Here is a 25,710-nt window from a genome sequence, read left to right as displayed (position 1 = left end):
TATTAAAAATCATACACATACACCTCTACATTTTTTGCAAGCAGTGTTCTTTCAATAATAGGTTCTATTTCTTCCCATTTTCCTCCTGCCAGTCCGCACCCGATTCTCGGCATGTGAACACTTGCATTGAGCTCCAAAGCTTCATTGGCAAGTTTTTCCAAACCTTTTTCAATGGCATCATAACGAACAGGAACCCCTTTACTTCCGGTTTTTATTCCTTTTTGCCCAACCATATTGGCTACATAAATATATCTTTCAACCTGAACCAACTGAATTTCTCCTAAAGCAAAATTATTTTTACTTCTGAAGTGGTGCCAGTTTCTGTATTCTTTTTCCGGTTCTTCCCATCTTCTGGAAACTGCCAGTACAAAACCTTTTCCCCAACCTCCTACATCATTACAGATGTGGGCAATAATTTTTATCCCTTTTGCCTCTGGTATTGTAGCATCGCCTTTTAAATATTGTATTGTTTTCATGGTTATTTACTTTTATTCATTATCAATATCCTGGTTCTGACCCGTATAAAATTAATACTTGTATCGTCAAAATTTAAAAAATCTGCTTAAAATCTTTTGAATAAGGAGAATAAGATCCGTAGACAGCATCAAATTCTATATCCAGGTTTTCCAGCTTAAATTTCTCATCCATCTGATCCAAACAGGTAATCACAAGGTTTTTTTTAGCCGGAAATACATAAGCTCCATCTAACTTCAAAGCATAATTCAAGAGGCTGTAATCTATTTCTCCTGTTCTTAATTCTTTCTGGTATTCATTAAATGTACAGGTTTCTTCTTCATTATTTCTCAGGTTCATTTGTTTTTCATTGCTCATCCAGCCGTTTCCGTGACGGGTTGCATAGCTTCTGGTGACATAATACATTTCAATGTCTTCAATTTTTAAAAGCTTACAGATTTCGTATGCATTTTTTGAAGTGGTATGAGCATAGGTCACATTGGGAAAAACACCATGATCCATATCGAGTAAAATACCCTGGCTTCCTTCAAAAATAACGTGGTTGAATGAAGCCAGCCAGGTATAATCATTTATTTTCCAATCCATCCCATCAATAGCTTCTAAGAAAGGGTTCAAAAGTTCTCTGATCTCATTCTCTTCGACAAAGCCATAATAATAAGCGATTCCTTTTAGTTTTTCCATCAGCATTTCTCTGGGTCCAATCAGGTCTATGGCAAACAGTTTATAAGGGCTTTCGTTTCTTTTCATCGTTGCTCCTATTCCTTTTCCGCAAGTTCCGTGTTCCAGATTTCTGGTATTGGTTCTGTTCTGCCATACATCAAAAGGAGTAGTCACTTTCGCCAATGGATGAATATGCAGTTCAATATTTCCATTCTTTGCTTTTAATTCTTCTCTTTCATTGAGTAGAAAAACAGGATGTATCGTACAGTGCTCGGTGAAGTAAGAAGGCAGCCCTCTGAGTGCTCCACTTGCAAAACTGGAATGTACATGTTTTCTTTCATCCATCATTACGGTATGTGCTGCCTGCTGACCTCCTGAGAATCTGATCACAACAGCCTCAGGATTCTGAGAAGCCAGAAAATCTGTGGTAATTCCTTTCCCTTCATCACCAAAACCTAGTCCTATTACGATTTGCGCCTTTTTCATGTCCTTTTATTTTAAACGTCAATTGCCTTGTTCTAAAGCATCTGAAACTGATCTAAACCTGTTGTTCCCAAGGTTTTATTTTTAAACTTATCGCAGATAATTCCTTTGATAACATTAGGGATTTCTCTGTGATCTTCAATGGATATACAGTTTTGTCCTAACAATTCTCTCCATCCCCGGTCTGCTCTGAGTGCCTGATCAGAATGCAAAACACTGATATGGTATACTTCATATTTTTTCATTGCTTCTTCCAACAATTCAATATGGGTATACGTTTGCTGTCCTTTCCCCATAATTTCTCTGATGGCTGAAGCAGGAAGCGTTTTCAAGCAAGGTTCATCGCCAATGGTAAACAGTAATCCTTTTTGTCCTCTTTTTTCAAAAGCATCTGTTCTGGTGTGGAATGCTGCAAAATACCATGCTAAAAGATAACTTTCACCGGCATTTCCGCCGCCTCCGGATTCTATATAGGTTCTCGTAAGCCACATATCCAGTTCTTCATCGCCTGACTCAAACTGCCCAGCCTGAAGCGGGTAACCATCACATTCATGATCTCCAATTCCCAGGAATAATAAGGCTGGATCCGGAACACCACCCTGGATAATTCCGCCCATTAGTTTGGGCAATCCATCTCTAATCAATTCATGGGGAATATGTCCCATACTTCCGGTAACATCTAATCCTAAAATAATCGGAACTGAGTGAGGATGAACTTCCGAATCTCTGGATTCTCTAAAAGAAATTCCGTGAGGGTTCATTGATTCGTGGGCCATTCTTTTGGCATTCTGAGTGAAAATTTCACCTGCGGATTTTGTTCCGTACCCTGCTTTTCTTGCTCTGTCATAACGAGCGTCTAAATCGTATCTTGTACTTCCCATGATTATAATTTTTTTCCAAATAAATATTCAAATCTCTTCTGGGTTACTTCAAGCTGAATATTCAGATTTCTGATTGTTAATGATAATTCCATGTCTTTCTGAACGAATGCTTCGGGATTGAAATCCGCAAAAGTCAGACTGTTTCTGTCTAAAGGACTGATATCAATAAGTCCTTCCTGTTCGCGCTCAAGTCTTTTGATTTTTAATTCGATATCTTCAACTCTGCGTCTGTAGATCAACTCGGAATCTGCTCCGATAATCTTTGCACGGTCTTCTCTGATCTGATCATTATTTCTTTGTAATGATTCGATAAATCTTGGTTTTAATTCATCTTCCATGATCAAACATTTTTATTTGTGTTAATAATACGCTAATTAAACAAGACATAGCAATGTCTTTCTTTTTTACGGATAATTTATACTTTTGAGTACATGATATCTGTTCTCAATACATATTTTAATCCGCTGATTAAAGTCTTTCCTTCATGCCTTAAAGGATGATGAAAAATAAGGGCTGTTCCTTTTTTGGGAGCTACTGTAAATAGGTTTTCAAACTCTGTTTCTCCGCCTTCAAAATCATCATTCAGATAGATCATAAAGGTATAAAAGCTTTGCTCTTTCTCATTTCGGATATAGCTTCCATCTCTGTGCATCTTAAATTGCTGTCCCGGAGCGTACTTATAGACTCTGAGCATTTCATTAAAGTTAAACAGTTGATATCCATCACATTCCTGAGGTAAGAATTGGTTTGCTTTGTCAAAAAGATCCTGAGCAATGGCAGTATCAAAAATCATCAATCGGTCATTATTTCTGATTCCTTTGTTCATTTGCTGACGCCCAAATACATTAATCTTTGCTTCTTCAAAAACCTTTTCCTGTGAAAGGCTGATGTACTGATCACATTCGGTTTCAGTAAGAAAATCTTCTATCAGAAATATCTGTGGGTGTAATTCTATTTTTTCCATAATTCCTATTTTGTGTTGGTGTTGTGTGTGTTTTTACCTTCTTAATTGATCTCTTACTTCCATCAAAGCAAATCCTAAGAGGTTTTCTCCGTTCCATAATAAAGGATTCTCAGCTCTGCTATCTGTTTCCAGCATTCCGATACCCCAGATTCTGTCATAGGGACTTGCTTCTACCAGAATTTTATCTCCGGTTGACAAAAGAAAATCTTTAAATTTCTGATTCTGAGAGAATTTCAAAAGATTTCCTTGGGTTACCAGTTCATATTTATGTTCATCCCAAAGTTTCGCATTAAAGTTTTTTACTTTTCTACCCAGAGCTTTTGCCTGGTTAGGAGTATCCGACTTTAAAATTTCCGCTTCCGTTTCAGGATCATTAAACAATCTGGCTTTTCCAGCCATCATATAATGTTCTGCTGTCTTATAAATAATCCCGTTTTCTTCAAATCTTCCCGGGAACCATTGACTGAAACATGATTTGGTAATACTATCTTTTGCCGAATGCCCCCAGAAAAAAAGAAATTTTATCCTTTCCTTCTTCTGAAATCGTTCTGTAATATTTTGTAGGGTGTATTTCATGATTGCGTTATTTCTACACAAATTTAAAATATTATCAGTCTTTGCACCAAATTTATTTGTGTTAATTTTACGCTAATAAATTTAATCAATTGATTTTCAGGGACAAAAATTTAATTTCAACAAACACGAATAGCACAAATTTTAATCACAAATGACACCAATTTGATGCGTTTCGGCTAAAGCCAATTGAATTGAATGATAAAAAAACGGGCTAAGCCCGTTCCTATTGAATATATTATAATACTTTTTGTTCTAATATATTTGTGAACATTAGTGACACATTATTAATGAAATTTGTGTTTAGCTATAACTATTTTATTTCAAAATAAAAGCCCTGCTCTTCCAGCTCTTTATACTTTTCTTTATTGAAAGTAAAAAGCTTTCCGGGTCTTCCGCTGCCTTCTTTTTTGACGTTATTCGTTTCGTTAAGCAGTCCGTAGCTCATGATTTTCTTACGGAAGTTTCTTCTGTCAATTTCCTGTCCTACAATGGTTTTATAAAGATTTTCAAGGTCTGAAAAAGGAAATTCTTCATTGAGAAGATTGAAACCGATGGGTTGATATTGAATTTTTGTACGAAGCCTTTTTAAAGCAGTCTCAATGATTGTTTTATGGTCAAAAGCCACAGAAGGAAGTTTATTAATACTGAACCATTGTGCATCTTCAGCATCTGAATCAGCAAAGAGTTCATGGTAAGATGGGTTTACAAGCCCCAGATACGCCACAGAAACCACTCTGTTCCTCGGATCACGACCCAGATTACCAAATGTGTAGAGTTGTTCTAAAAAATCAGGCTTTATGCCAGCTTCTTCATAGAGTTCTCTTTTTACTGCATCATCTACACTTTCATCATCGAGAACAAGTCCTCCCGGAAGAGCCCAGCCTCCTTTAAAGGGTTCTATATTTCTTTTAATCAGAAGGATCTGAAGATCTTTTTTATCAAAATATCCGAAAATAACGGCGTCTACAGCCACTTTTATATCCTGTAATTTTTTTGGGGACTCCATAAAATTGATTTGCGTTACGAATACACAAAGCTACGATTTATGCTGATAGTAAAAAATAATTTCGGCTATAATAAAAGTTCCTATCTTTAAGTTATTATTCTAACCATCTTAAAACTAAATTATTATGAAAAATGTATTAACAATTCTTTCTGTTGCTTTTTTATTAACAGCATGTGAGAAAGGAAAAACAACAGCTGCGAATGCTACTGATAAAACAGACTCTACCGCAACCAATTCTGAATGGAAACCCGTAGACTCCGCAACGGCTATGAAAAACTGGACGGAATATGCCACTCCTGGGGAAATGCAAAAAATGCTTGCAAAATCTGATGGGAACTGGGCCGGAGAAACTACTATGTGGATGGAAAATGGAGGAAAACCTATGGTAAGTAAATCCGAGGCTACTAATAAAATGATGTATGGCGGACGTTATCAGATGACTAATCACAAAGGCAACTTTATGGGAATGCCATTTGAGGGAATGAGCATTGTGGGATATGACAATTCCAAAAAGAAGTTTGTCAGTACCTGGATAGACAATATGGGAACCGGAATTATGCATAGCGAAGGAGATTGGAATCCTTCTACAAAATCAGTTGAGTTTAAAGGAAAAATGACCGATCCTTCAAGACCCGGAAAGGATTGTGATTTCAGAGAAGTTTTCACATTTGTGGATGATAATACTCAAAAACTAGAAATGTACGGCCCTGATTCCAAAACAGGAAAAGAGTACAAAACCATGGAAATAAAATATACCCGTAAGAAATAAATCCATAAAAAAACCGCTTCGTGTGAAGCGGTTTTTTATTTTTATAGTGAATTAATCATTCAGTTTTAATACAGCCATGAATGCCGATTGTGGTACTTCTACTCTACCAATCTGCTTCATTTTCTTCTTCCCTTCTTTTTGTTTCTCCAATAGTTTACGTTTTCTGGAGATATCTCCTCCGTAACATTTTGCAGTAACGTCTTTTCTTAAAGCTTTAATCGTTTCTCTGGCAATTACTTTCGTACCTAATGCAGCCTGAACAGCAATATCAAACTGCTGTCTAGGAATCAGCTCACGAAGTTTTTCACACATTCTTTTACCAATATAATAAGCGTTAGAATCGTGAATCAAAGATGATAGCGCATCCACCATATCCCCATTGATCAGGATATCCATTTTTACAAGCTTGGAAGCTCTGAACCCAATCGGGTGATAATCGAATGACGCATATCCTTTAGAGATTGATTTTAATCTGTCATAGAAATCGAATACCACCTCAGCAAGAGGCATATTGAAAATTAACTCCACTCTTTCTGATGTCAGATAACTTTGGTTAACAATTTCCCCTCTCTTTTCGATACATAAAGTCATAACAGCTCCCACGAAATCGGATTTTGTAATGATAGAAGCCTTGATGAAAGGTTCTTCTACTCTATCCATTGTAGAAGGATCCATCATTTCAGATGGGTTGTTAATCAGAATCGGAACTTCAGGTTCTTTTTTAGTATATCCAAAATAAGAAACGTTCGGTACCGTTGTGATCACGTTCATATTAAACTCTCTGTCAAGACGTTCCTGAACAATTTCCATGTGAAGCATTCCTAAGAATCCGCAACGGAAACCAAAACCAAGAGCGGCAGAACTTTCCGGTTCGAAAACCAGAGAAGCATCATTCAGTCTTAGTTTTTCAAGAGAGAATCTCAACTCTTCAAAATCCTCAGAATCAATTGGATAAATACCAGCAAATACCATTGGTTTTACTTCCTCAAATCCATCGATAGGACCATCAGCAGGGTTTTCAAAAGAAGTGATCGTATCTCCTACTTTTACCTCACGGGCATCTTTAATCCCGGAAACCAGATATCCTACATCTCCACACTGAATGGTTTTCTTTGGAACCTGCTTCAATTTCAATGTTCCTACTTCATCAGCTCCATATTCTTTTCCGGTGGCGAAGAACTTGATCTTTTCATTTTTAGTAATACTTCCGTTTACAACTTTGAAATAGGCTTCAATACCTCTGAAAGGGTTGTAAACAGAGTCAAAGATCAAAGCCTGAAGCGGACCGTCAGGATTTCCAACCGGTGCCGGAATTCTTTCTACGATCTGCTCTAAAAGATGGTGAACACCTTCTCCTGTTTTACCTGAAACTCTTAATACATCTTCATATTCGCATCCGATCAGATTCATGATTTCATCGGTTACTTCTTCAGGATTGGCAGACGGAAGGTCAATTTTATTCAAAATAGGAATGATCGTCAAATCATTTTCCAGTGCCAGATACAGATTACTGATGGTTTGTGCCTGAATACTTTGTGCAGCATCTACGATAAGAAGAGCTCCTTCACAGGCAGCAATAGAACGGGATACTTCATAAGAGAAGTCTACGTGTCCCGGTGTATCAATAAGGTTTAAAATATATTTTTCTCCTTTATACTCATAATCCATCTGGATGGCGTGTGATTTAATTGTAATCCCACGTTCTTTCTCCAAATCCATATCATCAAGCGTCTGAGACTGTAATTCTCTTTGGGTAACCGTATTCGTGTACTCCAATAGACGGTCTGCCAGGGTACTTTTACCATGGTCGATATGAGCGATTATGCAAAAATTTCGTATGTTTTTCATTTAAGAATCTTGTAATTTGCAAAGATAAGAAAATGCAAGAGAATTTTTCATTCTTAATTCTTTCTTTTCACTGAAACACAGATAACAATAAGAAGAGAAGCTCAATTTTTCCCTTTTTTTCAAATATTATTTCGTTTTACCAAAGTCTTCCGGTAACAAATAATTTCCTGTAAAAGGATCTAGATAAACTTTAGGGCCTAAAGTATTCTTCTTCTTATTTGAGAAACTGACATCTATAACTGCTCCAATAACACCACCAACGAGACCTCCTGCTCCAATACCAATGGTGACAGCACTTGTAGTGGTTTCAGGAAATAATTCTGCTTTAGTTACTTCAATAAAAACACCATTCTCATCTTTAAAAATCTCAGTATACCCAACAGGGATATTTTTGTATGCTATCCCATTATGCACAAAAGCATAAAAATGTCTTATTCCTGTTTTATCCTCTCCTTTTACTGCCTTTGTCACCAATCCTTTATCATTAGCCTGCAAAGTAAATCCCGGTTCAGGAGTATGAGTAAAAAAGCTGTAATAATCTTTATATACTCCTTCTTTCAGTTCGTTTGCCTTCAGAATACTAAGTTGTTCTTTTAATACAGAAGCATAGTTAGGAAGATCACTTTCTTGAATACTAAACTCCCATGGCATTCCTTTATAAGATTCTTTAAAGAGATCAGTAAGAATTAAAGTCGCTTTTCTTGCCAGATTTTGAGCTAAATAAGGTGTTATACGTGATGAAACAGTTACTATCGTATCTTTTCTGTCAATAAAATGATAGCCATCTTCTTTCTTACTAAATGTGCTTGCTCTTAATTCAAGCTTTCCGATAGAATACTTTTCTTTTCTGTCTTCTGAAATTTTCAAATTTTCAAGCACGAAAACCATGTCATTATTCCCTCTCACCGGATTGTATTTATAAAACCAGTCTTGTATGTCTTTGCTGGCATTATTTTCGAAAATAATTTTCACCTCGTCCTTATGGTACATGATCATTCCAACTTCCTGATCTGCTCTCTGATCTATTACCGTAAGACTTTTAATAGAGTTTTTGCTGTCTTTAATGGATTTTGAAAGATCAATCGTTTCTGTTTTCTGTCCAAATAATACTATCGAAAATAATAAAAAGAAAAGTGTTTTTTTCATAAATAAACTTTACGGTAAAAATAGGAATTTAGAGTAAAATCAAACGGCTCTCACAAAAAGATCTGTGAGAGCCGTCCAACATTAAAAAAATAAACTATTATGGGTTTTGTTTAGATCCCGAAGCATTGTTATTATTACCGTGAGGTTTTCTTTCATCCATTTTATCCTTCATCATTTTTTCAGATTGAAAAAGCTTCAGAACTTTCTGGCAAGGAATTACCTGCTGCATTTTATCTGCGTATTTCTTTCTGTTATCCAATAACTTCTGACCTACTTCAAAACTTTGCTGCAATTTAGCCTTTGCTTCCTCATCCGTTAACGTTTCAGGATCAAAGTTTGAATTAAACTGGCTTTTTATCTGCTTCTGACTATCCAGATATTCGTTATATAATTGGGTAAATTCGGCTTTATCATCTGGATCAACATTCAGATTATCCATGATCATATTGTTCCTGAATTTCTTAAGGAGATCTTTTCTCTCTTCTGGAGAAAGATTATTGATGACTTCTTTCCTTTGCTTAGGATCCATCTTTTTCCAATCATAATCCGTTCTTTGGGCATTTAATCCAAAGCCGTAGATAATCAAAAACGTCAATAATATCTTTTTCATTTTCTTTTAATTATAAATATCCAAATAAACGTCCTGAGTCGAATTACTTGCTAACTCTGCAATTTCAGAATTAGAAAACGAGTCCAGATATTCATTCATTCGTGTTTCTTCTTTTTTCTTTACAGCTTTCACCGGTTTTGGTGTTTCTGTTATTTTTTTTGTTTCATTTACTCTTTCCGAAGCGTAAATAGCATTATCCTTTTGATTTCCAACTGTTTGATTATTATTTTCAACAGAAGTTAAATCCGATTTTAAAGTTTCATAAGCCAGCTCACTTTCTGTTTTTGGCTCTCCGTTATTGGCAGCATACGCTGTTTTAGTGTTCAGTATTTGTTCTGTGGAATTATTATCTGAATTAAAAACATAAGTTGCTCCAAAAATCAAAGCCAGTGATGCCGCTGCTGCATACATCCAGTTCAGCTTAAAGACAGGTGCTTTTTTACTTGTCTTTATATCATTCATAACGCTCTCCTGAATATTTTCAAACATATTATCAGGAACTGTGTAAATGTTTTTACGCTCTAATTTTTCTATGTCGAACTCTTTCATCTTTGTTGGGTCAAAAATTATTTTTCGTAATTTTCTTTAATATACTCTTCTATTTTCTGTTTGGCATAATGATAATTTGTTTTCAAAGTCCCTACCGACATATCTACAATTTTTGATATTTCTTCATAGGGCAAATCATCATAATACCGCATCATAAATACCAGTTTCTGCTTTTCGGGCAGACTCTGTATAGCGTTCTGCAGTAAAATCTGTATTTCTTCAGCATCTCCTTCCGTATTATCTGCAACGAGATTCTGCATGTGATACTCCGGATCCTCGTCAGTTTTCTGCATTTTCTTCATTTTGTTGACCTGCTGTAGTGCTTCGTTGGTAGCGATTCTGTACAACCAGGTATACAACTGGCTATCATTTTTGAACTGATGAAAATTCTGATAAGCTTTAATAAAAGTTTCCTGCAAAGTATCCTGTGCAAGATCTCCGTCCACAATAATTCTTCTTATGTGCCAGTACAATCTGCTTTGATAGGCATCCATCAAGGCACGGACACCTTTATCCTGGGTCCGTGGATTCTGCATCAACGAAATAATTTCCGCGTCCTTAATCTTCATAAGATGCCTTACATTGTTTTGGATTACAAAAATAACTGAAAGTTAAATTACTTCTTCAATTTTCAATTTAAATATTAAAAATATTATGAGACACTTACGCAATAAACGTGCCTATATTGAAGTACAGAATTTCTGAAGTTGTCTTCCTTTTCTGACTCGGCTTAAAATCTTATATTTGTTATATGCAAATTGTAATCATCGGTTCCGGAAATGTGGCCTACCATATGGCAAAGGCTTTCACTTTGAAAAGCATTCCCATTGCCCAGATTTTTGGCAGGAACGAAAAAGAATTAAATAAAATTTCTGAAGAATTAGCTATTCCTTATTCCACAAACCGGCTGGAAGAAGCGGATCTTTATATTCTCTGTGTAAGTGATCATTCTGTAGAAGAAATTTCGAAGATCATTACCAAAAAAAACTGTTTGGTTGCCCATACATCCGGATCGCTTCCTAAAGAAGTTCTGGCTGGTGAGTATCGTAAAGCAAGCTTCTATCCTTTGCAGACCTTTTCAAAATCCAAAGAGCTGGAGTATGAAAAAATTCCTTTTTTCATAGAAGCAGAAAATGAAGAAGATCAAAAAATATTGTTTGACCTTGCCTCAAAGATTTCAGAAAAGGTGATGGAAAGCAATCACGAAAAAAGAAAATATATTCATCTGACTGCTGTTTTTGCCTGCAATTTTGTGAATCATCTTTTTTCTAGAGCTAAAGAAATTTCAGATTCCCAGGATATTCCGTTTGATTATTTCCTGCCGCTGATTGATGAAACAGTTCAGAAAATTCATGAAATTGAACCTAAGCAGGCACAAACCGGACCTGCAGTGAGAAATGATGTAAGAATTTTACAGCTGCATGAACAGTTATTAAAAGACGAAAGTCTTGAAATTTATAAAACAATGAATCATTCTATTCAGAAAATGTATGAGTTATAAAGAGAAATTAAAAGATATTAAAGCATTTGTATTTGATGTTGACGGAGTTTTCACCGACGGAAGTGTTTACTTGCTTCCCGGAGGAAATATGTGCAGAGTAATGAATGTACTGGACGGATATGCAGTGGTGAAAGCATTAAAAAATAATTATCTGATCGGTGTTATCACAGGAGGAAATGATGAAATGGTAAAACACAGGATCAATTATCTGGGTATTCAGGATTACTATCCGAAATCTCACAATAAAATGGAGGATTTTGAAGATTTTAAGAAGAAATACAATCTAAAAAATGAAGAGATTCTGACGATGGGTGATGATCTTCCGGACATTCATATCATGGAAAATTCAGCGATTGCGGCATGCCCTGAAAATGCAGTTCCTGAAGTAAAAGGAATTTCCGATTATATTTCCCCGAAAAAAGGAGGAACCGGTGCAGTACGCGATGTGATTGAACAAGTGATGAAAGTTCAGGGGAACTGGCATGATGATAATACCCAATCTGTATAACTACCGGCATGAAATTACTTTTAGCATCCCAATCGCCAAGAAGAAAAGAACTTCTTTCCAGCCTTGGTTTTGAATTTGAAGTCGTAAAAATAGACTGTGAGGAAATTATCCCTGAAAACATCAAAATAGAGGAAGCTGCAGCTTACCTTTCTGACTTAAAAGCAGAAGCTTTCAGAAGTCTGGAAGCAGATGAAGTACTTTTGACTGCTGATACGGTAGTTGCTATTGACCATCAAATTCTGGGAAAACCTAAAGATGAAGATGACGCCTTTGCAATGCTTCAAAGTCTTTCGGGAAGAACTCATCAGGTATATACGGGAATTACCATCAAAACAGCCAATACATCTTTTACAGAAACTGATGTAGCAGATGTTACGCTGGCTGAGCTTTCGGATGAAGAAATAAACTATTATATTCAGAAGTATAAGCCTTTTGATAAAGCCGGCAGTTATGGTGTCCAGGAATGGCTGGGAATGGCAAAGATCACAAGCCTTACAGGAAGTTATTATACAATTATGGGGCTTCCTACTCATCTTGTTTATAAAATATTGAAAGAAACCGCTCTGATTTAAGAGATTTTTGAAAATCCAAATGTCAGTTAAAGAAGAAATAAAATATTTTCGCAAGAAATATAAATATTATTCATTATAAAATTTTATTATTTTTACAAAATCATCAAATGCTGATAATAAAAAGTAGATTAGCGAGTTATATTGAATAATGAAAAAGAATATATTATTCCTTTTAGTGATATGCCTTGTTGCTTCCTGTGCTACCAAAACAAAAAAGCCAGAGCAGCGTTCAAGAGTATTAAAAGGGTTTTCCACATATTACAACACTCTGTTTAATGCGAAAGATGCGTTAAACAGTGAATTTACGACCAGAGACAAAGGACATAAAGACAACTTCTATGCTCCTTACATTCCCATTCTGACTTATGAAGAACAGCCTTTGGGAAGTGATCTTGGGCAAACGGAAGCTTTTGCAGAAAATTCTATGAAGATGGCTGAAGTAGCCAACAGACCTTCGGGAAGAGGGGATTCCGGAGCTCCCAACAGACCTGGGGCTTCAGGAAATGGACCTGCAAGACCAGATGGTGAACAAGGTAAAGGAGCGACTACACTTGAAATTGCAGAAGCTAAAGCTTTAAAAGCAATCAATAAATATTCTGTAACCAGGAATGGTGAAGAAAAAAATAAGCAGATTTTCGATGCCTATATGATCCTCGCCCAGGCAAGAATTTATCGAGGTAAATCTCTGGAAGCACTGGATGCTCTCAATTATGTTTTCACTCATATGAAAGATGATAAAAGGATTGCATTGGCAAGAATTTATCAGGGTCTGGCTTATGATAAAATCAAAGATTATCACAGGGCACATGAAACTTTTGCCAAACTGAAAGGAGAAGATATCAGTAAGAGCTATGCAAAACTGCTGAGCATTTATTATTCTGAATCCCTTCTTGAGGCCGGTAAAAAAGAAGAAGCTGCCAAAGAACTTGATGATGCTTTTGAGCTGAATGGCAACAGAAAACTGAAAAGCAGAATTGCTTATCTGAGAGGTCAGGTTCTGGAAAATCTTAACCAAAATGATAAAGCAAGAGAAAGCTATACTGCGGCTTATAAATACGCTAGTGATTTTGAATTTGAAGTAAAATCCCAGATTGCTATTGCCAAAACTTTTAACGGTAAAGGCGATTATGCCGGTGCCAAAAATTATCTGGAAGGAATCAGTAAAAAAGGGATGTACGGCTCCAGAAAGAATGAATTTTACTATGCTTTGGGTTTAATGGCCAATAAAGCAGGAAAAAAAGACGAAGCTCAGCAATTCTTCAGAAAATCTCTTTTTGAAAAGGTTTCTGATCCTCAGATCCGTGGCTTGGCTTATTATGAAATAGGAAAAAGCTACCTTGACAAAAATGATTATATCGGAGCCGGAAGCTATTATGATTCTGCATTGGCTGTAATGACTTATGAACCTTCTAAAATCCTGTTAAAAGATCAGTCCGCATATATTAAAAAGATTTCCAGAAACTACTATCTGATCAAAAAGAATGACAGTATTCTTTCTCTGGCAAAGATGAGCGATGCCCAGAAAACAGATTATTTCACAAAATACATTGCAAAATTAAAGGTTAAAGAAGAAAAAGAAGAACAGGAAAGAAGGCGTGCGGAAAGAAGCAAAGGATTTGATACCGGAGATTATAGTGCCAATTCTATTTTTGCCAATAGTTCCAATTCTTTTGAGGATTTTGGAATAACTACAAAAGGTTTTTACTTCAGTAATTCAGGTACTGTAAGCAAAGGAACATCTTCATTTAAGCAAATCTGGGGAGACCGTGCTCTTGCTGACAACTGGCGTTCTTCCAAGAAAATGGCCTCTATTGAAGATATGAAGAATGAAGCATTGGGAGTTAATTCAGCACCTAATCCAAGACGTTTTGAGCCTGCGTATTATATTGAACAGATTCCTTCGGATCAGGGTAAATTATCTCAGTTAAAAAAGGACAGAGATACGGCTTCATTAGGTCTGGGAATTATGTATCAGAACTATTTTACCAATACTCCCCTAGCTACGAAAACGCTTTATGATCTTGTAGATGTAAAACCGGAAGAAAAGGTAATGTTACAGGCCTTGTATGAGATTTTTGCCATGAATTATGAAAAAAATCCACAGGCTTCCGAAAGAGCAAAACAAATTCTACTAGCAGATTACCCCTATACTTCTTATGCTGAGTTTGCGAGAAACCCTAAGAATAAATCATTTGTAAAATCAACTGAAGAAGTTGAAAACGAATATAAAAAGGCATATGCACTGTTTGAATCAGAAAAATTTGCAGAAAGTAAAGATATAATTGATCAAACGATCCAGAAGTTTCCGAAAGATGCCCTGGTACCTAAGCTTTACCTTTTAAATGCATTCAACGCAGGAAAATCCAGTGGAAAGGAAGTAATGATTCTGCAGCTTGAGCAGATTGCCCTGAATTATTCTAAAACATCTGAAGGAATAAGAGCCAAAGAAATGCTGAATTATCTGAAAAGTGATTTGAGCTTCCAGGCAACGGATAATAAAGGAAATTCAATTCCTGAGCGACCTTCAGGAGCTCCTGTACAGCCAAGTACCCAAAATACCGGTATTCCACAAATGAACAACGGAAAAGTACAGAAACTGGAAAATGTCAATCTCCAGCCACAAAATGGAGCTACTACTCCACCGCAAAATGACAAAACGAAATCAGGGTCAAAGTCACCACCAAGACCTCAATAAAATAAAAAAGCGAAGATTACTCTTCGCTTTTCTTTTTCTTTACTCCATGGAAATCTTTGAGATAAAAAGGTTCGAAATAAGCCATATCTTCAAATTCCTTGTTTTCTATTTTTGCCAGTGTTTTCCTGATGAGATATTGTGCGGAAGGATAAACATCCTCTTTAAAAACAGCATTCGGAAGATTCAGTATTTCTTTTGCTTTTTTAGCACCATCCCCTACAAACAATACTTTTTTATCTTTTAATTCTTCAAAAGAAGCTTCATCTAAAATCTTAGCTTCGGTCTCAGATAATTCCTTCCCTGTATTACCATCATAAACGGCCGTATAAGCCTCCATTCTCCTTGCATCAACCAAAGGCACAACCAAATCGTAGTTATCGCCTAAAAACGACTCTATCATGCTTTCAAGAGAATTTACAGCTACCAGAGGAACCTTGAGCCCATAGCAAAATCCTTTTGCAGAAGCAGCACCAATTCTTAAACCGGTATAGGATCCCGGACCTTTACCTAAAGAAACAGCTTCAATATCTTTAAGTGAAATCCCCGCTCCTTCCAATGCCCACTCAACATAGGTATGAAGACTTTCAGACTGTTTATAGTTTTCAGAAACCTCTTCACAAAGACATAGGAGCTTCTCATTGTCTGATACAGCTACTGAACAGTTTTTGGACGATGTTTCCAGATATAGAATTTTCATTTTTTTATTTTAAGCTAAGCTGCAATATTGCAAGAGCAAAATCGCTTTTAATATTCCGCAAATTTACTCCATTATTTTGGACTATTTTCTATAAATCGTTCTCGGCTCTGCCTGAGCACTTGGATAGATGGTCATATCTGAAACCGTAACATGCTTTGGTGCGTTCACACAATAGGCAATTGCATCGGCAATGTCTTCAGCTTTCAGAGCATCATAGCCCGCATATACGGTTGAAGCTTTCTCACTATCTCCTTTGAATCTTATCAGAGAGAAATCAGTTTCTACAGCACCCGGCTGGATGTTCGTTACTTTGATTCCAAATTCAGTAAGTTCTAATCTCATTCCCTCAGAAATCACGTCTACTGCTTTCTTCGTTGCACAGTACACTACTCCATTTGCATAAGTTTGTCTCGCTGCTACAGAACTGATATTTACAATATGACCTAAATTTTTAGTTTTCATAATTGGGATAATCATTTTAGAAACATAGAGCAATCCCTTTACATTGCCATCAATCATAGAATCCCAGTCATCTGTTTTACCAGCGGACAGAGGATCTAATCCATGAGCATTCCCTGCATTATTAATCAGAACATCAATATCTTTCCAGTTTTCAGGAAGGGAATTAACCGCTGTTTCAACTTCTTCAAGATTTCTTACATCAAACATTAAACTAAATATTTCGGTAAATTGTGAAAGCTCTGTTTTCACAGATTCCAGCACTTCACTTCTTCTTCCACAGATAATAATTCGGTTCCCTTGTTTTGCAAGAAGTTCTGCAGTGGCTTTTCCTATACCGGAAGTAGCTCCGGTGATGAATATTGTCTTCATAAAATTGTTTATTAAATGTATGAATGGAATACTTTACCAATAGCAAGACTGTATGACCTTCATACATTGTTATTTTGATTTACTAATTTGCATCAAATGCCTGAAAAGCATCTGTGATATGATCAATAATTAAATTTTTGTTTTCATCGGGGAGAACAGAGATAATATCAAATCTTACCTCATTATTTTTATTAAATTCTTCCAGATAATGATTGGCAGCCGAGACAATAGATTTTATCTTCGTTTTGGTTACGGCTTCATGGGGCAGCATAAAGACATCAGTAGATCTTGCCTTCACTTCGATAATAATAATCTCATTATCTTTTTCAGCAATAATATCAATCTCCGCTTTCTGAAAACGGAAGTTTCTGACCAGGATTTTGTACCCCTTTTTCTGAAGATAATCAGCAGCAAGATTCTCTGCTATTTTTCCAAAATCGTTATGATGAGCCATATTGTATGTTTAAGAGTTTGGAGATAGGAGAGTGGTGATATTTAAAACTCTACTTTGACCTTAGTGCCAACCTTCACTTTAACATTTCCACCTATTAATAGCGGCCTATTGTCCTTAATATGTCCATTGGGGAAACCGAATATCACAGGAAATTTATACTTTGAAATTCTCTCAGAAATTAGCTTATAAGCAAACTCATCAAAGCTTTCCTCATAGCTTTTATTCTCCTTTTCATCTCCCATATTGGTCATGCCTCCAACGATGAGTCCTTTGATTTTATTGAATACTCCGGCCAGCTCCAGCGTCATAATCATACGATCAAGCGCATAAAAGTTTTCTCCGATATCTTCAATAAACAAGATTTTATCTTTAAAGTCGAATGAATATTTAGTTCCTAAAAGGGCATAAATAAGGGCTAAATTCCCTCCAACCAATTCTCCTTCAATATTCCCTTCTTTATTGAATTGATGAGATTCAAGGCTATATTTTGGTTTTTTCCCTTTTAAGATATCAAAAATCAGGTCATAGCTTTCTTCCGTAACCCCAAAACTCGAAGTTTTAATCGTTTGTCCGTGAATGGAGGCAAAACCTTTTTTCAACAGATAACTTTGAATTACCGTATTATCAGAGTAGCCAATGTACCATTTCGGGTTTTCAGTAAAGTTTTTCGGTTTCAGATGCTGAATCAGATGCTGGCAGCCATAGCCTCCTCTGGAAGCCCATACAGCTTTAACTTCTGTATCATTTAAAGCCCAGTTGATATCTTTTATTCTTTCCTTTTCTGTTCCGGCATAATTGTATCCGTTTGAAAATTTGGTGTAAAGATGTTCCCCGAGAATGGGTTCAAAACCTCTACTTTTAATCATTTCTATTCCCTTTTCCAGTTGAGAGGCATCTACCGATCCTGCAGGGGAAATAACAGCTATTTTGTCTCCTTTTTTAAGAGACTTAGGAAAGATCATTTTTTTCATTTTGTTTTTTGATATTTTACTTCTTTCTTCTCTGCTTCTTCCAGCTGTCTTTCAAACTGGTTGAACTTCTTGAAACTTTGCAGGAAGATAAAGAAACTGAATACAATAAGAATACAGCCAACAACTCTTCTGATTTGGTTGGCTAGTTTTTGTGTTAATTTATCGTGAAATTGCTTGGCAAGAAATATCTTGGCAAGATCTATTGAAAGGTATGTGCCCAATACTATGCCTATGTATAAAATAAAACTGCTGGTGTCCGGATATTGATTCCTTACGGAAATTACTGTTACCAGCCAGAAAAGGATAACACCAACATTTAAGAGATTAAAGAAAAAACCATTAAAAAATGTTTTAAAGTAATTCTGTCCAATGATCCTTTCCTCACCAGGCATATGCATTTTCGTCTTGGTAACCAGCATTACGATCCCGTAGATAAAAATAAGAATAGAAGTGATCCTATAAAATCCCGGATGTTTATCAATTAAAGTGACGATATCTGTACTGGCATAGTACGCTGCTACAATACATAATAAATCTGCCGTAATAACACCTAGATCCAGTGATAAGGCATGTCTGGGACCTCTGGAAAAGCTGGTTTCAATTAACAGGAAAAATATAGGTCCTATGAAAACCAGGCTCAGCATAAATCCTAATATGATGGCAGATAGTACAAGTTCTAGCATTAAGTGGTATTTTAAAATGAAAAAAAATTCATTTCGTTTTATACAAAGTTATACTTTATGATTTAATTATTCAATAAAGTTGCAATATATCCACTTGATTTTAATCAGAGTTTAATGTAAATTTTTGAAGCAAATAAGTAGGAATAGGGAAGTATTCGCAGCAGGAACAGCTCACTAAACTTGTTTTTCATTGATTATAAAAAAGAAAGAGATCATTCCTGATAGGAACAACCTCTTTCTTGTTATATTTTTACTGGTTATATTGATTAGTCTTATTTTTATTTATCCTGACAATTTTCATTAAAAACGAATTCGAAATCTTTTCTGATTTTAAGACCAAAAATACCTCGTTCAAAGGTATAAATAACCTGATTTTTAAACAGCATTCTTTTATAATCAATCCAAAAACTTCTTGTCATATAAGAATATTCATAGGCGTTTCCACTCAAATAAACGTAAGTTGTCTTTCCTTTCTGATGGCTGCGTATACTTCCAACCTCTGAAATCATGTTTTTAAAACAGTATGTTTCTTTGGTAGGATTCATTCCTGTAAGATAGTTTATCAAAAAAAATCCATTAATTATCTGAGGAAAAGTGACTCCAAAAAAATATTTTCTCCCTTGTTTATTGATATCGATAATATTTCTTTTAATTAAAATATTACATAATATAACAAGAACGACAATAACCAGTACAAAAAGATAAAAATTGATAACAGTATTAAAAATGACTGTTATCAATAATATTGCATTTAAGATACTAAAGACAATAGATTTATCTATCTTGGTCATTGTCTACAATCTTGAAATCAAGCTGCTTCTGAATCAGGTTAGCTTTTACCACCTTGATCTGAACTTCATCACCCAACTGGTATTTTTTTCCGTGTCTTATTCCGTATACAGCATGTGTTTTTGCATCATACATATATGAATCATCTACAAGATCCCTTAGTTTGATCAAACCTTCAGCACCGTTTTCAGGAATTTCCACCCAGAAACCGAATTCTGCCACTCCAGAAATAACTCCTTTGAAAGTTTCTCCCAAATGTTTTTCCATGAATTTCACCTGCATGAATTTGATAGAATCTCTTTCTGCATCTGCAGCCAGTCTTTCCATTGCACTGCAGTGTTTTGCCTTTTCTTCAAGATCACCTCTGTTTGGAGATTTTCCTCCGTCCAGATAATGCTGAAGAAGACGGTGTGCAAGCAAATCCGGATAACGACGGATAGGAGAGGTGAAGTGGGAATAATACTCAAAACCTAAACCGTAGTGACCAATAGGTTCTGTAGAGTATACCGCTTTGCTCATACTTCTCATCGCAAGCGTTTCGATCATATTTTCTTCGCCTTTTCCTTTTACGTCATGTAGAAGTTTGTTCAAAGATGCCGCCACCTTTTTGGTATTGGCAAGATCCATTTTGTATCCGAAAGTAGCAACGAAATCCCTCAAAGATTCCAGTTTTGCAGGATCCGGATCATCGTGAACTCTGTAAATAAATGTATTGTTAGTGATTTCACCTTTTCTGCTCAGAGATACATATTCAGATACTTTTTTATTGGCTAAAAGCATGAATTCTTCGATCAGGTGATTGGAATCTTTACTGATTTTAAAGTAAACTCCAATTGGCTCATTATTTTCATCAAGATTGAATCTTACTTCACTTCTGTCAAATGTAATGGCTCCTTTTCTGATACGTTCATGACGCAAAATTTTGGCCAGTTTGTCAAGCGTATTAATCTCTTCGGCCAGATCTCCCTGTCCGGTTTCAATTCTTTCCTGAGCTTCTTCATAGGTAAATCTTCTGTCTGAGTGGATAACCGTTCTTCCAAACCACTGTTTCTGAATTTCCGCATTGTCATTCAGTTCAAAAACGGCTGAAAAAGTATATTTATCTTCGTGTGGACGAAGGGAACAAACATCATTACTCAACACTTCCGGAAGCATCGGTACAACCCTGTCAACAAGATATACTGAGGTTGCTCTCTGATACGCTTCATCATCCAGAATCGTTCCCGGAACTACATAATGAGAGACATCTGCAATATGAACTCCGATTTCCCAGTTTCCAGTTTCCAGTTTTCTTATGGATAAAGCATCATCAAAGTCCTTAGCATCTTTAGGGTCAATCGTAAATGTACAGATGTTACGCATATCCCAGCGTTTTGCAGCCTCTTCATCAGTAATACTTCTGTCGATTTTATCTGCATCAGCTTCTACTTCCGATGGAAATTCATAAGGCAGACCATATTCTGCAAGAATAGAGTGGATCTCCGTTTCATGTTCTCCCGGAGCTCCCAATACCTGAATGATTTCCCCTTCCGGATTTTTATCCCCTGGTCTCCATTCTGTCATTTTTACAATGACCTTATCACCATCTTCAGCAGTGCTGAATTTTCCTTTTGGAATAAAGATATCCGTGTTGATTGATTTTTTATCACAAACCACAAACCCAAAATCTTTATGTAATACCTTCTGAAATGTTCCTACAAATTCCGTTCTGTTACGTTCTAAAACTTCAAGAACGGAGCCTTCAAGTTTCTTTCCTTTATAATGATAAGTTATAATAAGAACCTTATCTCCCTGCAAGGCATCCTTCACATTTTTGGCATGAACAAAGACATCATCTTCCAATCCTTCTACACTTACATAAGCATTTCCACTTTGGTTGAAGTCAATAATTCCGGTAAGCGTTCCTGCGATTTTCAGGTTCACAATATATTTTCCTTTTTCCACTTCTTTGATCTTTTCTGATCCCTGAAGTTTATGCAGTGCCTGGATGACAAGTTCTCTTTGTCTTGGATTTTTATAATCTATTCCGTCAGCGATCTGCTTGTAATTATAAATTTTGGATGAATTCGCATTCATAAATCGGAGGATCAGTCTTCCGATCTCCATCAATTTTAAATCATTTTTATGACTTATATATTTTCTTTTTTTTGGCATGTTAATTTTCTTTTTACATTGTTTTGGTTTTATCTTACATAAAACCTTTTTCTAAATCTTCCTTATTCATTCCTTCGTATAAGGTCATTCAATTTCATCATTAGATTCTTTCCGCAAATTATCAGAAATCATTTTTAATTTCGCTTACAACGGGAGCTTTAGTTTTGTATAAATTTAATACAATTCTGGAGAAGAAAAGAGAAAAACCTTCTATTAAATATATTTCAAATATAAGAAAGGCTTTGGAGAATAATAGAGTGTAATTTCTATTGGACACTGCAAATGTACGAATAAAAAATAAATAAGGCTTGTAATGTGATTTACAAGCCTTATTATATTTAGCAAACTGCAATTTTGTCAACTCTGTTCTGGTGTCTTCCACCTTCGAAGTCTGTTGAGAGAAATTTATCTACAATTTCAATCGCCAGTTCTTTTGATATAAATCTTGCCGGCATAGAAATCATGTTGGCATCATTATGGAGTCTTGCCAGTGTTGCAATCTCCGGCATCCAGCATAATGCACATCTTATTTTCTGATGTTTGTTCGCAGTGATCTGAACCCCGTTTCCGCTTCCACAGATCAAAATTCCCAGCTCATTTTCTCCGTTTTCCACAGAGGTTGCAGCAGGGTGTACAAAGTCCGGATAATCCACACTGTTTGTGGAAAACGTTCCAAAATCCTGAACTTCAAAACGTTCTGAAAGGTAGTTCTTAACAATCTCCTTATATTCATAGCCTGCATGGTCCGCTGCGATAGCAATTTTTCTTTTCATAATACTCTTATTAAGCTTTATTAGATTCTATTTCCTTACAAAGGTAAGAATAATAACAATTCGTGTTAGTAAACCCTGAATTAATTGTGAAAAGGTATGTGAATAACTGTGGAAAACTTTTTTCAACTTTCTATTTTTAAAGACCAATTTATTTCGTAATAGAAATTCTTTCCGCAAATTTTTACCACAACTTTCCAGATGTTTTCTCCAGCTATCCCCAGATTTTTCCATAATAAAATAACTAATAATCGTTTCATCTCAAAGTTATCAACATTTGTTAATAAGTATGTGAAATAGCGGGTTTACAAGGATTTATATTGTGAGTTAAATATGAATTCAATACAAGTTGAATGTTATCAATTATTACGCTAAAACTTATCCCCGAAACTAACAACACTCAACAACAACTACATTATTCTTTTTTTTAAAAGAGATAAAATTGTTGATTAATGGGTGATTGGGTTCGGGGAAAGTTTTTGAAAACTTTTATTTTAATCAAAGTGTTGAAAAAGTTTAAAACCTTACATTTGTGAAACGAAAATTCAATGAGATTTAGGAAATTGTCTTTGCGGGATTTACGGAGAAGTAAACCGGAATCTGGCCAAGGGGTTTCATAGAACTTTGAAAAAAATAAATCTACTTATGAAAACAATCAATGATTTCAATTTTAAAGATAAGAAAGCTCTGGTAAGAGTGGACTTCAATGTTCCGCAGGATGATCAGCTGAAGGTGACAGACAATACAAGAATTGTTGCTGTGAAACCAACAGTGGAGAAGATCCTTAATGATGGTGGTTCTGTCATCTTAATTACTCACCTGGGAAGACCTAAGGGAGAAGTGAAAGATGAATTTTCTCTTAAACATATTGTGGGCGAAGTTTCTTCTGTTTTAGGACAAGAAGTGAAATTTGTAGATGAGTGTATAGGAGAGAAGGCAGAGCAGGCTGCTGCAGAACTGAAGCCAGGGGAGATCTTGTTATTGGAAAATGTACGTTTTCATAATGAGGAAGAAAAAGGAGATGCTGCCTTTGCAGAGAAACTTTCTAAGCTGGGAGATGCTTATGTAAATGATGCGTTTGGTACAGCACACAGAGCTCATGCTTCTACCGCGGTAATTGCTCAATATTTTCCGTCAACTAAATATTTCGGTTTACTGATGGCTAAAGAGCTTCAGGCAATCGATAAAGTATTAAAGAGTGGAGAAAGACCTATTACGGCAATTCTGGGAGGTTCTAAAGTTTCAACTAAAATTACCATTATAGAAAATATTCTTCCTGCAATCGATAATCTGATCATTGGAGGAGGTATGGCATTTACATTTATTAAGGCTCTTGGAGGAAAAATTGGTAATTCTCTTGTAGAAGAAGACAAGCTTCCTTTAGCACTTGAGATTTTAGGTAAAGCAAAAGAACATAAAGTAAAAGTATATCTTCCTTCTGATGCCATCATCGCTGAAAGCTTTAGTAATGATGTGGAGAGAAAAGAAGCTGATATTTATGCAATCCCTGAAGGATGGATGGGACTTGACGCGGGTCATAAATCAAGAGATCAGTTCAATGATGTTTTATTAAATTCAAGAACTATCCTTTGGAATGGACCAATCGGAGTTTTTGAAATGTCTCATTTTGCTGGTGGAACAGTGGCTTTAGGTGAAAGCATTGCTGAAGCAACAAGACTTGGAGCTTTCTCTCTAGTAGGAGGAGGAGACAGTGTTGCTTTTGTGAAGCAATTCGGATATGCAGATCAGGTAAGTTATGTTTCTACCGGAGGTGGAGCAATGCTTGAAAGTCTTGAAGGACTTGAGTTGCCAGGGGTAGCTGCAATCAACAATTAATAGAAATTAAAATACAATATTTCAAAGCCTGCTAATTATATTAGCAGGCTTTTTTTCTTTATGAAACTTTATAAAAATCCTTTATTGATCGTAGTTTTCATAAATATTTAGATATAACTTATAGTTATATAGGGTAGAGTTGAATTCTTTTCCAGATACTTAGCTTTTTCAAAAATTCTATACTCAGAATATTACTTTTGAATTGATCAGTTTTACAGTTTTATTTCTCCTTTTTATACCGTTATTTTTGCGGTAAATGACTATAATTTTACCATGAAATTTTAATTTTTCCTGGAGCTGATTGCATGTTTTTTCATTATTCACTCATATGTTTTGGAAGAGATTGGTTGAATAAATGAAATGATAATTAGGAATATTTATGAGATGTAAGAGAGCACTTTATGGGTAGTCTTAAAACCGAATGGAATAACCTATAATATTTTAAAATTTTATCTGAATGATTTAACTTAGGAATTTTCGAATTTTTTTTGAAATTTAATTTTTTTGTATGAATATTGGCTTTTTGATTTTCATATTTTGTGAACCATTTTAGGTTTTAGAGTAATTTTATGAGTAAATTCATGAATTTTTTATTTCACATATTAGTGATAGTATTGTATTTGGTTGATTTATAGTAATTAAACTATTTTTATTTTAATTTTAAACTTGTTTTTATCTGATATTATTGCTGAAGAGTAGAAATTATTTATTTAATGATGAAAAATGAGAGCTGAAATCAATGTGAAAATCAGATTTTAAAATTTTATATGAGTTGAATTTTTAGTAGTATAGTTTCTTTTGAACTATGCACTGATTAAAGAAATTAATAATTTATATTTTTTACAGTATAAATCGAATGGAGTAGGGGATTTGTAAATTCCTGGTTTTAATTTTTTCTTTTGATTTTATTTTTTGAGCTAAACTTATTTTGCGTTTGAACACGTTCAAAAAATATTATAGAATTTAGAATTTCCTTTTTTTTTTTAAAATCCGTAAAAATCGACCTCTATAATTATTTTTAAAATCCAGAAACTATATTTTCCCGAGTATTTATATCTATTTTTATTTTAAAGAGGAATTTATAGCTCTTTTGTGTGAATTTACTTTTCAAAAGTTCATTTTTTGCTTAATCTTCAGTTTGGAAAGCACATTTGAAAAATTGGCCAATAATTTCAAAGAAAGCTTTAATTAAAAAAGAGAATAAGAATTGATTATTTTTTTTCTTTCTTTATGAAATGGAGTAGGGGAGTATTTCAAATAATTAAGAACGAGGATTGTAAATT

General features: G+C 35.3%; 26 protein-coding genes. 6 read left to right on the top strand and 20 right to left on the bottom strand.

Translation table 11 applies throughout. The annotated features are described in order from the left end of the window. Positions 1-2: 2 nt before the first annotated feature. The 7 genes from JOE44_RS17350 to JOE44_RS17320 form a co-directional block, all read right to left on the bottom strand. Positions 3-476: a macro domain-containing protein gene (locus JOE44_RS17350; protein WP_209786542.1), complete on the bottom strand. Its 474-nt coding sequence runs from the start codon at positions 474-476 to the stop codon at positions 3-5. Between the two features lie 73 nt (positions 477-549). Next, entirely contained in the window at positions 550-1,620 is a 1,071-nt protein-coding gene (locus tag JOE44_RS17345; protein ID WP_209786541.1) for an adenylosuccinate synthetase, read from the bottom strand. Positions 1,621-1,652: 32 nt separating this feature from the next. Next, a complete protein-coding gene (locus JOE44_RS17340; RefSeq protein WP_209786540.1) occupies positions 1,653-2,498 on the bottom strand; it encodes a hypothetical protein in 846 nt (281 codons plus the stop codon). Between the two features lie 2 nt (positions 2,499-2,500). Beyond that, the gene (locus tag JOE44_RS17335) at positions 2,501-2,836 is read right to left on the bottom strand and encodes a hypothetical protein (protein WP_120232302.1); all 336 of its coding nucleotides are present in this window, start codon (positions 2,834-2,836) and stop codon (positions 2,501-2,503) included. Between the two features lie 77 nt (positions 2,837-2,913). Beyond that, entirely contained in the window at positions 2,914-3,462 is a 549-nt protein-coding gene (locus JOE44_RS17330; protein ID WP_209786539.1) for a 2OG-Fe(II) oxygenase, read from the bottom strand. Between the two features lie 33 nt (positions 3,463-3,495). Next, positions 3,496-4,038 (bottom strand): NADAR family protein, encoded by a 543-nt coding sequence (locus JOE44_RS17325; protein WP_209786538.1) that lies wholly within the window; start codon positions 4,036-4,038, stop codon positions 3,496-3,498. A gap of 310 nt (positions 4,039-4,348) precedes the next feature. Further along, positions 4,349-5,044, bottom strand: a complete 696-nt coding sequence (locus tag JOE44_RS17320; RefSeq protein ID WP_034694004.1) for an NUDIX domain-containing protein — start codon at positions 5,042-5,044, stop codon at positions 4,349-4,351. A gap of 124 nt (positions 5,045-5,168) precedes the next feature. On the opposite strand from JOE44_RS17320, the gene JOE44_RS17315 reads away from it, so the two are divergent. Beyond that, on the top strand, positions 5,169-5,813 hold the full coding sequence (locus JOE44_RS17315) for a DUF1579 domain-containing protein (RefSeq protein WP_209786537.1): 645 nt from the start codon (positions 5,169-5,171) through the stop codon (positions 5,811-5,813). 51 nt (positions 5,814-5,864) lie between these two features. On the opposite strand, the gene lepA is transcribed toward JOE44_RS17315, so the two are convergent. From lepA to JOE44_RS17290, 5 genes are all read right to left on the bottom strand, one after another. Further along, on the bottom strand, positions 5,865-7,661 hold the full coding sequence (lepA, locus tag JOE44_RS17310) for a translation elongation factor 4 (RefSeq protein ID WP_105702314.1): 1,797 nt from the start codon (positions 7,659-7,661) through the stop codon (positions 5,865-5,867). A 126-nt stretch (positions 7,662-7,787) separates the two neighbouring features. After that, positions 7,788-8,807, bottom strand: coding sequence for a hypothetical protein (locus JOE44_RS17305; RefSeq protein ID WP_209786536.1), 1,020 nt, complete (start codon positions 8,805-8,807; stop codon positions 7,788-7,790). A 97-nt stretch (positions 8,808-8,904) separates the two neighbouring features. Next, complete coding sequence (locus tag JOE44_RS17300) at positions 8,905-9,417, bottom strand: hypothetical protein (protein WP_209786535.1); 513 nt, start codon at positions 9,415-9,417, stop codon at positions 8,905-8,907. Positions 9,418-9,423: 6 nt separating this feature from the next. Next, the gene (locus JOE44_RS17295; protein WP_209786534.1) at positions 9,424-9,966 is read right to left on the bottom strand and encodes a hypothetical protein; all 543 of its coding nucleotides are present in this window, start codon (positions 9,964-9,966) and stop codon (positions 9,424-9,426) included. Between the two features lie 17 nt (positions 9,967-9,983). Beyond that, positions 9,984-10,535, bottom strand: a complete 552-nt coding sequence (locus tag JOE44_RS17290; RefSeq protein ID WP_110008945.1) for a sigma-70 family RNA polymerase sigma factor — start codon at positions 10,533-10,535, stop codon at positions 9,984-9,986. A gap of 182 nt (positions 10,536-10,717) precedes the next feature. Between JOE44_RS17290 and JOE44_RS17285 the strand changes: the two genes are divergently transcribed. The 4 genes from JOE44_RS17285 (at position 10,718) to JOE44_RS17270 (ending at position 15,242) form a co-directional block, all read left to right on the top strand. Beyond that, complete coding sequence (locus JOE44_RS17285) at positions 10,718-11,467, top strand: Rossmann-like and DUF2520 domain-containing protein (protein ID WP_209786533.1); 750 nt, start codon at positions 10,718-10,720, stop codon at positions 11,465-11,467. Beyond that, positions 11,457-11,975 carry an HAD family hydrolase gene (locus JOE44_RS17280; RefSeq protein WP_105682910.1) on the top strand — a complete coding sequence of 173 codons (519 nt, stop codon included), beginning with the start codon at positions 11,457-11,459 and terminating at the stop codon, positions 11,973-11,975. The genes JOE44_RS17285 and JOE44_RS17280 overlap by 11 nt, the downstream gene beginning before the upstream one ends. An 8-nt stretch (positions 11,976-11,983) precedes the next feature. Then, on the top strand, positions 11,984-12,547 hold the full coding sequence (locus JOE44_RS17275; RefSeq protein ID WP_209786532.1) for a Maf family nucleotide pyrophosphatase: 564 nt from the start codon (positions 11,984-11,986) through the stop codon (positions 12,545-12,547). 148 nt (positions 12,548-12,695) lie between these two features. After that, positions 12,696-15,242 carry a tetratricopeptide repeat protein gene (locus tag JOE44_RS17270; protein WP_209786531.1) on the top strand — a complete coding sequence of 849 codons (2,547 nt, stop codon included), beginning with the start codon at positions 12,696-12,698 and terminating at the stop codon, positions 15,240-15,242. A gap of 16 nt (positions 15,243-15,258) precedes the next feature. Here the strand turns inward: JOE44_RS17270 and tsaB are convergent, their stop codons facing one another. The 8 genes from tsaB to rpiB form a co-directional block, all read right to left on the bottom strand. Then, complete coding sequence (gene tsaB / locus JOE44_RS17265) at positions 15,259-15,939, bottom strand: tRNA (adenosine(37)-N6)-threonylcarbamoyltransferase complex dimerization subunit type 1 TsaB (RefSeq protein ID WP_209786530.1); 681 nt, start codon at positions 15,937-15,939, stop codon at positions 15,259-15,261. A gap of 81 nt (positions 15,940-16,020) precedes the next feature. Then, positions 16,021-16,770: an SDR family NAD(P)-dependent oxidoreductase gene (locus JOE44_RS17260; RefSeq protein WP_209786529.1), complete on the bottom strand. Its 750-nt coding sequence runs from the start codon at positions 16,768-16,770 to the stop codon at positions 16,021-16,023. An 82-nt stretch (positions 16,771-16,852) separates the two neighbouring features. Continuing rightward, positions 16,853-17,224: a YraN family protein gene (locus tag JOE44_RS17255; protein ID WP_209786528.1), complete on the bottom strand. Its 372-nt coding sequence runs from the start codon at positions 17,222-17,224 to the stop codon at positions 16,853-16,855. A gap of 41 nt (positions 17,225-17,265) precedes the next feature. After that, positions 17,266-18,195, bottom strand: coding sequence for an LD-carboxypeptidase (locus JOE44_RS17250; protein ID WP_209786527.1), 930 nt, complete (start codon positions 18,193-18,195; stop codon positions 17,266-17,268). Further along, entirely contained in the window at positions 18,192-18,878 is a 687-nt protein-coding gene (locus JOE44_RS17245) for a LysE family transporter (protein WP_209786526.1), read from the bottom strand. The genes JOE44_RS17250 and JOE44_RS17245 overlap by 4 nt, the downstream gene beginning before the upstream one ends. A gap of 278 nt (positions 18,879-19,156) precedes the next feature. Then, positions 19,157-19,423 carry a hypothetical protein gene (locus JOE44_RS17240; protein WP_209786525.1) on the bottom strand — a complete coding sequence of 89 codons (267 nt, stop codon included), beginning with the start codon at positions 19,421-19,423 and terminating at the stop codon, positions 19,157-19,159. Positions 19,424-19,652: 229 nt separating this feature from the next. Beyond that, positions 19,653-21,821, bottom strand: a complete 2,169-nt coding sequence (gene rnr / locus JOE44_RS17235; RefSeq protein WP_209786524.1) for a ribonuclease R — start codon at positions 21,819-21,821, stop codon at positions 19,653-19,655. A 338-nt stretch (positions 21,822-22,159) separates the two neighbouring features. Then, complete coding sequence (rpiB, locus tag JOE44_RS17230; RefSeq protein ID WP_105682920.1) at positions 22,160-22,594, bottom strand: ribose 5-phosphate isomerase B; 435 nt, start codon at positions 22,592-22,594, stop codon at positions 22,160-22,162. Positions 22,595-23,236: 642 nt separating this feature from the next. Here rpiB and JOE44_RS17225 point away from each other — a divergent pair. Continuing rightward, on the top strand, positions 23,237-24,427 hold the full coding sequence (locus JOE44_RS17225; protein WP_209786523.1) for a phosphoglycerate kinase: 1,191 nt from the start codon (positions 23,237-23,239) through the stop codon (positions 24,425-24,427). Positions 24,428-25,710 lie beyond the last annotated feature (1,283 nt).

This window comes from Chryseobacterium sp. PvR013 (assembly GCF_017833095.1).
GTDB lineage: Bacteria > Bacteroidota > Bacteroidia > Flavobacteriales > Weeksellaceae > Chryseobacterium > Chryseobacterium culicis_A.
Note: the sequence above shows the minus strand (reverse complement) of the source record. Positions and strands in the feature narration are given on the sequence as shown.

Excerpts from the sequence above, each read along its gene's own strand:
- JOE44_RS17350 (WP_209786542.1), bottom strand. The coding sequence starts at position 476 with ATGAAAACAATACAATATTTAAAAGGCGATGCTACAATACCAGAGGCA.
- JOE44_RS17345 (WP_209786541.1), bottom strand. The coding sequence starts at position 1,620 with ATGAAAAAGGCGCAAATCGTAATAGGACTAGGTTTTGGTGATGAAGGG.
- JOE44_RS17340 (WP_209786540.1), bottom strand. The coding sequence starts at position 2,498 with ATGGGAAGTACAAGATACGATTTAGACGCTCGTTATGACAGAGCAAGA.
- JOE44_RS17335 (WP_120232302.1), bottom strand. The coding sequence starts at position 2,836 with ATGGAAGATGAATTAAAACCAAGATTTATCGAATCATTACAAAGAAAT.
- JOE44_RS17330 (WP_209786539.1), bottom strand. The coding sequence starts at position 3,462 with ATGGAAAAAATAGAATTACACCCACAGATATTTCTGATAGAAGATTTT.
- JOE44_RS17325 (WP_209786538.1), bottom strand. The coding sequence starts at position 4,038 with ATGAAATACACCCTACAAAATATTACAGAACGATTTCAGAAGAAGGAA.
- JOE44_RS17320 (WP_034694004.1), bottom strand. The coding sequence starts at position 5,044 with ATGGAGTCCCCAAAAAAATTACAGGATATAAAAGTGGCTGTAGACGCC.
- JOE44_RS17315 (WP_209786537.1), top strand. The coding sequence starts at position 5,169 with ATGAAAAATGTATTAACAATTCTTTCTGTTGCTTTTTTATTAACAGCA.
- lepA (WP_105702314.1), bottom strand. The coding sequence starts at position 7,661 with ATGAAAAACATACGAAATTTTTGCATAATCGCTCATATCGACCATGGT.
- JOE44_RS17305 (WP_209786536.1), bottom strand. The coding sequence starts at position 8,807 with ATGAAAAAAACACTTTTCTTTTTATTATTTTCGATAGTATTATTTGGA.
- JOE44_RS17300 (WP_209786535.1), bottom strand. The coding sequence starts at position 9,417 with ATGAAAAAGATATTATTGACGTTTTTGATTATCTACGGCTTTGGATTA.
- JOE44_RS17295 (WP_209786534.1), bottom strand. The coding sequence starts at position 9,966 with ATGAAAGAGTTCGACATAGAAAAATTAGAGCGTAAAAACATTTACACA.
- JOE44_RS17290 (WP_110008945.1), bottom strand. The coding sequence starts at position 10,535 with ATGAAGATTAAGGACGCGGAAATTATTTCGTTGATGCAGAATCCACGG.
- JOE44_RS17285 (WP_209786533.1), top strand. The coding sequence starts at position 10,718 with ATGCAAATTGTAATCATCGGTTCCGGAAATGTGGCCTACCATATGGCA.
- JOE44_RS17280 (WP_105682910.1), top strand. The coding sequence starts at position 11,457 with ATGAGTTATAAAGAGAAATTAAAAGATATTAAAGCATTTGTATTTGAT.
- JOE44_RS17275 (WP_209786532.1), top strand. The coding sequence starts at position 11,984 with ATGAAATTACTTTTAGCATCCCAATCGCCAAGAAGAAAAGAACTTCTT.
- JOE44_RS17270 (WP_209786531.1), top strand. The coding sequence starts at position 12,696 with ATGAAAAAGAATATATTATTCCTTTTAGTGATATGCCTTGTTGCTTCC.
- tsaB (WP_209786530.1), bottom strand. The coding sequence starts at position 15,939 with ATGAAAATTCTATATCTGGAAACATCGTCCAAAAACTGTTCAGTAGCT.
- JOE44_RS17260 (WP_209786529.1), bottom strand. The coding sequence starts at position 16,770 with ATGAAGACAATATTCATCACCGGAGCTACTTCCGGTATAGGAAAAGCC.
- JOE44_RS17255 (WP_209786528.1), bottom strand. The coding sequence starts at position 17,224 with ATGGCTCATCATAACGATTTTGGAAAAATAGCAGAGAATCTTGCTGCT.
- JOE44_RS17250 (WP_209786527.1), bottom strand. The coding sequence starts at position 18,195 with ATGAAAAAAATGATCTTTCCTAAGTCTCTTAAAAAAGGAGACAAAATA.
- JOE44_RS17245 (WP_209786526.1), bottom strand. The coding sequence starts at position 18,878 with ATGCTAGAACTTGTACTATCTGCCATCATATTAGGATTTATGCTGAGC.
- JOE44_RS17240 (WP_209786525.1), bottom strand. The coding sequence starts at position 19,423 with ATGAATCCTACCAAAGAAACATACTGTTTTAAAAACATGATTTCAGAG.
- rnr (WP_209786524.1), bottom strand. The coding sequence starts at position 21,821 with ATGCCAAAAAAAAGAAAATATATAAGTCATAAAAATGATTTAAAATTG.
- rpiB (WP_105682920.1), bottom strand. The coding sequence starts at position 22,594 with ATGAAAAGAAAAATTGCTATCGCAGCGGACCATGCAGGCTATGAATAT.
- JOE44_RS17225 (WP_209786523.1), top strand. The coding sequence starts at position 23,237 with ATGAAAACAATCAATGATTTCAATTTTAAAGATAAGAAAGCTCTGGTA.